Annotated in this window: 10 protein-coding genes; 2 read left to right on the forward strand and 8 right to left on the reverse strand. The window is 45.1% G+C overall.

The features are described from left to right. Window positions 1-138: 138 nt before the first annotated feature. A complete protein-coding gene (locus tag B7Y67_RS08285) occupies window positions 139-1,131 on the forward strand; it encodes a tripartite tricarboxylate transporter substrate binding protein (RefSeq protein ID WP_293598231.1) in 993 nt (330 codons plus the stop codon). Between the two features lie 64 nt (window positions 1,132-1,195). Here the strand turns inward: B7Y67_RS08285 and B7Y67_RS08290 are convergent, their stop codons facing one another. The 7 genes from B7Y67_RS08290 to B7Y67_RS08320 are packed head-to-tail and all read right to left on the reverse strand — an operon-like array spanning window position 1,196 to window position 6,608. After that, the gene (locus tag B7Y67_RS08290) at window positions 1,196-1,939 is read right to left on the reverse strand and encodes a sulfite exporter TauE/SafE family protein (RefSeq protein WP_293598232.1); all 744 of its coding nucleotides are present in this window, start codon (window positions 1,937-1,939) and stop codon (window positions 1,196-1,198) included. An 11-nt stretch (window positions 1,940-1,950) separates the two neighbouring features. Further along, on the reverse strand, window positions 1,951-3,669 hold the full coding sequence (locus B7Y67_RS08295) for an FAD-binding protein (RefSeq protein ID WP_293598233.1): 1,719 nt from the start codon (window positions 3,667-3,669) through the stop codon (window positions 1,951-1,953). After that, window positions 3,666-4,277 (reverse strand): fumarate hydratase C-terminal domain-containing protein, encoded by a 612-nt coding sequence (locus tag B7Y67_RS08300; RefSeq protein ID WP_293598234.1) that lies wholly within the window; start codon window positions 4,275-4,277, stop codon window positions 3,666-3,668. Before B7Y67_RS08300 ends, B7Y67_RS08295 begins: the two co-directional genes overlap by 4 nt. 8 nt (window positions 4,278-4,285) lie before the next feature. Further along, the gene (locus tag B7Y67_RS08305) at window positions 4,286-5,161 is read right to left on the reverse strand and encodes a fumarate hydratase (RefSeq protein WP_293598235.1); all 876 of its coding nucleotides are present in this window, start codon (window positions 5,159-5,161) and stop codon (window positions 4,286-4,288) included. A 12-nt stretch (window positions 5,162-5,173) separates the two neighbouring features. Next, window positions 5,174-5,533, reverse strand: coding sequence for a succinate dehydrogenase, cytochrome b556 subunit (sdhC, locus tag B7Y67_RS08310; RefSeq protein ID WP_293598236.1), 360 nt, complete (start codon window positions 5,531-5,533; stop codon window positions 5,174-5,176). Next, complete coding sequence (locus B7Y67_RS08315) at window positions 5,530-5,880, reverse strand: succinate dehydrogenase (RefSeq protein WP_293598237.1); 351 nt, start codon at window positions 5,878-5,880, stop codon at window positions 5,530-5,532. The genes sdhC and B7Y67_RS08315 overlap by 4 nt, the downstream gene beginning before the upstream one ends. After that, window positions 5,877-6,608, reverse strand: a complete 732-nt coding sequence (locus tag B7Y67_RS08320) for a succinate dehydrogenase/fumarate reductase iron-sulfur subunit (protein WP_293598238.1) — start codon at window positions 6,606-6,608, stop codon at window positions 5,877-5,879. The genes B7Y67_RS08315 and B7Y67_RS08320 overlap by 4 nt, the downstream gene beginning before the upstream one ends. Before the next feature lie 82 nt (window positions 6,609-6,690). On the opposite strand from B7Y67_RS08320, the gene B7Y67_RS08325 reads away from it, so the two are divergent. Next, a complete protein-coding gene (locus B7Y67_RS08325) occupies window positions 6,691-7,617 on the forward strand; it encodes a LysR family transcriptional regulator (RefSeq protein ID WP_293598239.1) in 927 nt (308 codons plus the stop codon). On the opposite strand, the gene B7Y67_RS19490 is transcribed toward B7Y67_RS08325, so the two are convergent. Then, a complete protein-coding gene (locus tag B7Y67_RS19490) occupies window positions 7,618-7,683 on the reverse strand; it encodes an IS3 family transposase (protein WP_363926692.1) in 66 nt (21 codons plus the stop codon). It lies immediately after the preceding gene. Window positions 7,684-7,685: the final 2 nt, after the last annotated feature.

The following is a 7,685-nucleotide window of genomic DNA, read 5'->3' on the forward strand; positions in this document are numbered from 1 at the left end:
AAGATATATCCATATCATATAGATGATTTAGATAACCTGCAATTTTTTTGATAGAAATTATGCTTACCGCTTGTAAATAGCATTGATCTAACAAAATGATCGGCAAAGTAAATACACTAATAAAACTGGAGGAGCAAGATGTTTAGTACAAAAATAACTAGCTTGATTAGATGCGCAATCATTGGCCTTGGAGCGCTGACGTGCATTGCCACCCCTTCAATTGCGCTCGCTCAGAGCTGGCCAGATAAACCCATTAAATTAATTATTCCCTTTGCTCCTGGTGGCACTACCGATATTCTTGGAAGAATTTTGGCCCAGCAGATGACTACTATTCTTGGTCAAAATGTCATTGTAGAAAACAAAGGTGGTGCTGGAGGCAATATTGGCGCCGAAGTCGTTGCGAACGCACCTCCCAATGGTTACACCTTATTGCTGGCCTCAGGCAGCATGATGACCGTCAATCCTTTTTTATATAAAAAACTTCCTTTAAATTACGCTACCGACCTGACTTATGTTTCAGCAGTGGCTGGCGGCCCAATGCTGGTATCAGTTAATCCTAACCTCCCTGTAAGCAACTTAAAAGAGTTGATCGCCCTAGCAAAAACTAAAGAACTGACTTTTGGCTCCGCTGGAATTGGTAGTCAAGTTCACATGGCAGGAGAAAATTTCATTTACTCAGCGGGAATTACCGCTACCCATGTGCCTTACAAAGGTGAGGCGCCAGCTCTAAATGATTTGGTTTCAGGGCAAATCGACTTTATGGTTGGTAACCTTCCGGCGGCGGCAGGCTTTGCAAAGGCTGGAAAGATTAAAGCTCTAGCCATTACCAGCAGTAAAAGAGTTCCACAATTACCAGATGTTCCCACTGTTGCAGAAGCAGCCATTCCAGGATTTGTTAATTTGGGCTGGTATGCGCTAGCTGCACCAACTGGCACTCCGAAGGCCATTCAAGAAAAGATCTATTTAGCAACTCAAAAGGCGTTGGGATCAGATGCAATGCTTAAAAGTCTCGAAATCAACGGACTCACGGCAATTACGAATACTCCTAAGGAGCAACTAGATATTCAAATTAAAAATGAAGCAGCCAACTGGGGAAAAGTTCTAAAGGCTCGCAATATCCAGGCCCAATAATGATTAGTTCAGGATACTTCTGAAGAGTATCCTGAACTTTTAATCATGGCTGTCGTAAAGCATATCAAAATAACTGGCGCACCAATAAAGCAGTTCCCGAAAAAAGTAAAATGGTGCCATAAGCTACCTGCATGGCCATCTTGTTTAACTTAGTATGAACGTGTGTTCCAGCCCAAATGCCAAGGAAAGTTGCAGGCATTAAGCAGATAGCCAATCCAATCACTGGCCAACTCAGAATCAATCCAGTAATCAGCATAAAAGTTAGGCGTAATGAGGTTAGTATCAATATTGCAAACGCCATAGTCGCCCGTACGATCTTGGGATCACCGATACGTAACCCTAAATAGGATGCATAAATTGCCCCACCGGTGGCAAATAACGCAGTGAAAACACCTCCAAAAAATCCAAATGGTGCAGCCCACCACCTATTAATAGGATCGGTCATTTCTGAGTTTCTTTGCCACAAGACACGAGCCCCGTTGATTGCAGCAAAACACCCTAATATGATTAAAAGAGGGTCACTAGGTGCCTCCACCAATAGCACAATTCCCAAAATCATCCCGAGCAGACTAAATGGAAATAACCATTTGAGCTCTTTTAAATTGGCATCTTGAGAAGATTTTTTGCCAATGTACATAGACGCACAAATATCAATGATGACCATCATCGGCACTACAGATTGCAGTGGATACATGAGTACAAGCAAGGGCACTGAAATGATCGATGAACCAAATCCAGAAATCCCGAAAATAAAATACGCACCAAAAATAATTAAGAGTGCAAATATGTATTGAATGGGTTCAATCAAGTCAAAAATAGTTAAGCCTCAACCAAAATAGTTTGACCAGGCTGAATCATCGTGAATTGCACGGGAAGATTTTGAATCCTTAACTCTTGGTGCTTAATGCTAACTGCGGTGTAATACGATTTTTCAAGTGATCCTGCCTCAGGAAAATCTTCACGATAGTGAGCTCCCCTCGAGTTTTCTCTAGCAATAGCCGCTTCTATTACGGATTGACTAACCAAAATAAGATTTTTTAAGTTCATCCAATCCTGCCAAGTATTGCTGTATTCCCTTTGAATACCACCAACACCCATTTGGTTTAATTGAGATGCTAGTTGCTTCAAGGTTTGACGAGCACGTTCTAAGCTTTCTTTGGTTCTTGAAATACCAACGTGATCCCACATACACTCAGCTAGTGCATCTCGAATTGCCTCAATATCACCAGGTTCTCTTTTCAATGGCGCTTCATGCTCCTGAATACTCGCCATGACCTCATTCATATTGCAATCCCTGAACTGCTGTGAGGAAACCCAATGCGCCATCGACTCTCCTGCAATGCCCCCAAACACTGTTGAGTTCGCAACACCATTGCCTCCCAAGCGATTCGCGCCATGCACGCCGCCCGTGTCCTCACCAGCAGCAAACAGCCCTGGCAAGTCAGTACTACAGTCTTTCTTAAAGACTAAGCCACCCATCATATAGTGGGCGGTTGGAACTACCTCTACAAGATCACCCGCCAAATCAAAGCCACTATCGGCGCATCGTTCAACCATGCCTTTAAATTGCTTACGGACATTATCAGGACCAAGGTGGCTCATCTGAATATAGACACCACCATTCGGCGTTGCTCTACCTGCCCTGATTTCAGAATTAATAGATCGCGAAACAATATCTCGTGTAGCACGCTCGTTACGTGGATCATAGTTACCCATAAATCGCTCGTGATTGCCATTAAGCAAATATCCGCCTGCACCACGCAAGCCTTCCTCAAGAACGGTTCCGGTCATTCTGGTGCCAGGACCCGCTAACAGACCTGTTGGATGAAACTGCACCATCTCCATATCACGCAGAGTGAGCCCAGCACGAAGTGCCATAGCTAAGCCATCACAACTCTTATCGCCTGACGGGGTGTGATACTTATACATTGTTGGCCCACCACCGGTAGCCAAGAGCACCGCCTTAGCCCGTACCAGCGTGAACTCACCAGTCTGCATATTCAGCATGAGCACTCCAGCCAGCGACTTTCCGTCAGCACTATGGATTAGCTCAACCGCCCTATGCTCCTCAAGTCGATGAATTCCTCTAGCCCATACTTGCTCGGCTAGTCGACTAATAATTTCAATACCAGTCAAGTCACCTTTATGAACTGTGCGATCAAAGGTTTGTCCAGCGAATGCTTTTTGATGCACCGTTCCATCTGGATTGCGATCAAAGAAACAACCAAGCTCATTCTCAAGCTCATGAATACGTTCAACCGCTTTGTTTACGAGCGTCCAGGCTAACTCCTGGTCTGAAAGCCATTTGCCACCTTCAATCGTATCCATGAAGTGGCGCTCAACTGAGTCGCCCTCGGCCAAAGCTACGTTGTAACCGCCCTGAACCATCCTAGTGCAGCCGCACTTACCAAGCAGACCTTTCACAGCAATGGTGATCTGAAGATCTGGATTGGTTTGATGGGCGTGCAGTGCGGCAAAAAGTCCTGCCCCACCAGAGCCCAAGATAAGGATATCGGTTTCAAGAGTGGCGATGCTCATGACGGAATTCCCAGGCTTTTTAATACGGCTTCTTTATTACGGGCAACTTCGCTTTTTACTTCTTGATAAATACTGCCACCATGACTATCCATTGCTACAAGCAAAGGACCAAAGTCTTTAATCTTAAAACGCCAGAGTGACTCTGGATTGAGATCATCCATATCAACATCTTCAATCTGTTCGATCCAGGTTGTCTCGAGCGCTGCCGTACCACCAATGATTGCAAGATATACGCCGCCAATCTCCTGAAAGGCTGCCGCAGATCCCTCGCGCATACCACCTTTACCCACAATCATTCGTACCCCATTTTGAGTCATTAATGGATGAGTAAAACGCTCCATACGATCTGATGTAGTTGTTCCAATACAAATTGGCTCATAGCCAGCTGGAAACTCTTCACTAACAGGAACCTTGCGTACATTAGGCGCAGTATGAATTACCGCATGCCCATTTAGATCGAAGCGGGTTTTTCTACCCTTATCAAATAAGTGAATCTGTGTCGCATCCCGAATACCAAACAAGGTGTTTTGCAGAGTCACCGTGTCATTAATGCGAAGCTTGCGAATATCAGCTTCGCTAACAGGAGTGGGAAGGTTGTAGTGGGCCATTTCTACTCCTAGAATCCGTAGGTTACGCCATCAGGCGTGAAAGTTGCTCGCGCCCTGCGAGCAGAATGGCACTGCATATTGACCGCAACCGGATTTAATGTGATGTGCGTATGGGCAAGTTCTACATGAACAGCAAATGCTGTGCCGTCACCACCTAAACCTTGGGGACCAATTCCCAACTTATTCACAGCAGCAGTTAATTCCTGCTCTAACTTAGCACCCTCTTCATCACTACATACACTACCCAATGCTCTTGTTGCAGCTCGCTTAGCCATCGCAACACATTGCTCAGAAGTGCCGCCAACGCCAACGCCAACAATTGTTGGAGGGCAAGTCTTTCCTCCGGCAGAAACAACACTTTCGATAACAAAGGCTTTGACACCATTAATTCCATCAGCTGGAATAGCCATCTTTAAAAAGGAATTATTTTCCGAACCACTTCCTTTTGGAACCATCTCAATCTCAAGCATTTGGTCATCATCACAAAAGTCAATGCTAATTGCAGGCATGTCAATGCCACAGGACGTGTGATTATTTTTTCTCGTGATTGGATGAACTACAGAAGAACGCAATGGATATTCAGTAGTTGCACGCTCACACCCTTTACGAATCGCCGCCTTGAGCTCCATGCCATCGAGTTGTACGTTGCGGCCAATCTTTACCTTGTAAATAGGTAAGCCAGTATCTTGGCAAAGTAGATTATCTTCGCGCTCAGCCACTGAGATGTTAGTGATCATGGTTTTTAAGACAACCTGAGCACGCGCATCGGACTCACTTTTATTTAAGCGCTCGATGCCAGACTTCACATCATCTGGCAAAACTTTTAATGCGCGGATATAAAGTTCCTTACAAGCCTCTTCAACTGCTTTCATTTGTAACTGCATCACATTACCCAATCAGTTTGCTAAATACAAAAATAGGAGGCCACAAGCCATGCCAAATAAGACAGCTGCCTGTGTCCAGGCCTTGCGAAGACCACGCCATGTACCAAACTCAATCATAAGTAGTCGAATTCCACCGACCAAATGAATGGCCAGCAAAATGACGAGTGCCCATTCACCAAATTTGAATACCCAGAAATCAGTCAACCCTAAATAGCGCTCAAAGCCGCTGGCTCCGCGCAAGGACTGAGAAAGCATTAAGAAATGCAAAGGAATGAAGCAAGCTAAGAGCAGCCCCGAGAAGCGATGGCTTGCATAGGCAAAATAAGAGAGATGACTCTTTGCACGCAAGTCAATCTTCGGCCTAGAACTCATAGAGCACCTCCGGTGTACACACCAATAACGGCTGCAGTACCCAGAATTAATATAAGTACAGCGAGGATCGAAGATAAGGTCTTGGAGACAAATCCTTTGGAGAGGGTTTCTTCCAAAATATTAGCCAAGCCAATAGGCGCATGCACAAAGCAGGCCAAGACAAAGATTTCATAAAAAATGGCGAAGGCAATATTGCCTTGAGTGCGCCCCAAAATCTCTTCTGCAGTTAAACCACCTCGGATTGCGTAAAAAATAATGACGAGATGGATGCTGACACAGAGACCTAAGATCATGGCACTAATTCTTTGGGCATACCAAAGTTTGGCCTGCAAAATAGCCTGGCTCATAGCTTGCCCCACTTACTGCCACGAACTGCCGCTCTTGCCACCAACTTCTTAAGTCCCGCAATACTGGCGGTTGGCTCCAGCTTCTTGGGACAGCGCTCAGTACAGGAGCCCTGCGTATGACAAGCATGACAACCCTCATCTCCAGCTACGGCCTGCAAACGATCTAATTGCTGCACATCACGTATGTCATTTGTTAGTGTCCAAGCACGATTCAGAGCTGCAGGTCCAAGATAGTTGGGGCGCTTTTCAACAACCTCACAAGAGGAATAGCAGACCCCGCAGCCAATGCACTCAATGCCGGCATTTGCCAGTTGGCGCTCGGCCGACTCTGGCTCCACTTTTGCAAAATCATCGTGACGGGTTTTATCGCCCTTAAAGAAACCAACCGCACCCTTCCACTTATTAAAGAACTCTCGCATATCCGTTGCAAGATCTTTAATGACAGGAAGGTTATTTAAGGGTGCAATTTCTAAGGAATCGCCTTCAACAATCTGAGAAACGTGGGTTCGGCATGTCCAACGAGCCACCCCATTCACCGTCATAGCGCAAGAGCCGCACATACCAACACGACAGGCAAAGCGATAGCTTAGAGTTGGGTCAAGCTTGCGTTGAATATAGGTAACGACATCAAGCACCGTTTGATTTGGATTTCGAGGCACCAAATACTCAACAAACTCGCCCTCTTGGGCGCCGCGCCAGACTTTTACTTTGAGATCTTGAATAGACATGGAGTGATTATATCTATAGATAGTAAAAAATAAATCGAATATAATTTTCTTCGAAATAAAAAAATACTTTATATTTAAACCTATGTCCAGCATTCGCGTACTTAAGAACTTTTTAGCCATTTCACGCCACAAAAGCGTGGCAGCCGCTGCGCGTGAAATAGGCCTTACTGCTGCTGCCGCAGGGCAACAGTTACAACAACTGGAAGCCGATATTGGCATTGATCTTTTTGATCGAACTAAGCGCTCTATGACTCTCAACCACCACGGCAGATCCTTAGTAGAACCTATCCAGGAAATCATTGCACGTTACGAAGCCCTTGGCTCTAGTTTTAAATCCGAACTGAGTGGAACTATTGTTTTGGGGGCGCTCGTTTCAACCTTAATGGGTGCATTTGGAAACACACTGAATGAACTGAAGCAGAATTTCCCAGAGCTTGAAATCAAGCTCATTGCAGGCCTTTCTAGTGACTTTTTAGAACAAGTGATTGAGGGAAGCCTCGATGCGGCCATTGTGACCGAATCCCCTTACGCCCTACCCCAGAATATTCAGTGGACAGAGTTATATACAGAGCCAATGGTTTTGATTTCTCCCGCCCGTAAAAATAAAAAAGGTTCTACGCCCAAAGAGCTTGTAAGTGCACTCCCATTTATGCGTTTTGAGAGAAATACCTGGACGGGCCATCTGGTTGACCAAACCATTCGAGCTAATAAGCTAAATATTCAAGAGGGCATGGAACTGAATTCAGTCGAGGCAATTATTGAATTGGTTAGACAAGGTCTTGGGTACTCGATTGTTCCCAAGCTGGCAAACATTGCCTGGGAAAACGACCGTCAACTAACAATATCTGAACTACCGGGAAAAACCATTTATAGGAAAGTTGGTTTACTGGAAAAGCGCAAACATTCTCGTCAAAACATTACCCAAGAGATCAAAAAATATTTCTTCGAGCACAATCCAAAAGAAAAAACCACCCCGTATGAACTGACCCCCAAAAGTTGGACAGTTTAATTAGGTTAGCACGAGGGATTGAGTTCGGTAATTTACCGGGCTCAATCCCTTTAGTTTTTGCTTGATTC

Source organism: Polynucleobacter sp. 35-46-11 (assembly GCF_002281105.1).

Coding starts and splice junctions, on each gene's coding strand:
- B7Y67_RS08295 (WP_293598233.1), bottom strand. CDS start 3,669: ATGAGCATCGCCACTCTTGAAACCGATATCCTTATCTTGGGCTCTGGT.
- B7Y67_RS08285 (WP_293598231.1), top strand. CDS start 139: ATGTTTAGTACAAAAATAACTAGCTTGATTAGATGCGCAATCATTGGC.
- B7Y67_RS08315 (WP_293598237.1), bottom strand. CDS start 5,880: ATGAGCCAGGCTATTTTGCAGGCCAAACTTTGGTATGCCCAAAGAATT.
- sdhC (WP_293598236.1), bottom strand. CDS start 5,533: ATGAGTTCTAGGCCGAAGATTGACTTGCGTGCAAAGAGTCATCTCTCT.
- B7Y67_RS08305 (WP_293598235.1), bottom strand. CDS start 5,161: ATGCAGTTACAAATGAAAGCAGTTGAAGAGGCTTGTAAGGAACTTTAT.
- B7Y67_RS08300 (WP_293598234.1), bottom strand. CDS start 4,277: ATGGCCCACTACAACCTTCCCACTCCTGTTAGCGAAGCTGATATTCGC.
- B7Y67_RS08325 (WP_293598239.1), top strand. CDS start 6,691: ATGTCCAGCATTCGCGTACTTAAGAACTTTTTAGCCATTTCACGCCAC.
- B7Y67_RS08320 (WP_293598238.1), bottom strand. CDS start 6,608: ATGTCTATTCAAGATCTCAAAGTAAAAGTCTGGCGCGGCGCCCAAGAG.